Origin of the sequence: Streptomyces sp. SID12501 (assembly GCF_010550245.1) — a bacterium.
Taxonomy (GTDB): Bacteria; Actinomycetota; Actinomycetes; order Streptomycetales; family Streptomycetaceae; genus Streptomyces.
In genome coordinates this window covers 1-675 of sequence record NZ_JAAGLU010000217.1, presented here as the reverse complement: position 1 = coordinate 675, position 675 = coordinate 1, and the positions used below count along the sequence as shown (strand labels likewise).

The 675-nt window shown below is 72.6% G+C and carries 1 protein-coding gene; it reads right to left on the bottom strand.

Going from position 1 to position 675, the window contains the following annotated elements; genetic code table 11:
• Positions 1–675 (bottom strand): beta-ketoacyl reductase (locus G3I71_RS45345; protein ID WP_164324761.1); only part of this gene is annotated, 675 nt, incomplete at both ends.

Genomic DNA, 675 nt, shown 5'->3' with positions numbered 1-675 from the left:
AGGGACTGCCCGGAGGCCGGCGCGGCGTCGAACAGCGCCAGTCCCTCGGCGGCGGTGAGCGCGCTCACGCCACCCCGACCGAGCCGGGAGACGTCCTCGGCACCCAGGGCGGCGCCCATGCCGCCCGTCTCGGCCCACAGACCCCAGGCGAGCGAGGTCCCCGCAAGACCCTGGGCATTGCGGTGGGCGGCGAGGGCGTCCAGGAACACGTTGCCCGCCGCGTAGTTGCCCTGACCCGCACCACCGAACACACCGGCGGCGGAGGAGAACATGACGAACGCCGACAGACCCAGGTCGCGGGTCAGCTCATGGAGGTTCCACGCCGCGTCCACCTTCGGACGCAGGACCGCCGACAGGCGTTCCGCCGTGAGGGAGCCGATGACCCCGTCGTCCAGCACACCGGCCGTGTGCACCACACCGGTCAACGGGCGCTCCGCCGGAATCCCGTCCAGCACGGCGGCCAGCGCACCCCGATCGGCGACGTCGCAGGCCGCCCAGGACACCTCGGCACCCAGACCGACCAGCTCCGCCGACAACTCCGAGGCCCCTGCGGCCGCCTCACCACGACGGCTCACCAGCAGCAGGTTCCGTACACCGTGCTCGGACACCAGGTGACGGGCGAACAACCCGCCCAACGAGCCACTCGCACCCGTCACCAACACCGTGCCCGCAGCA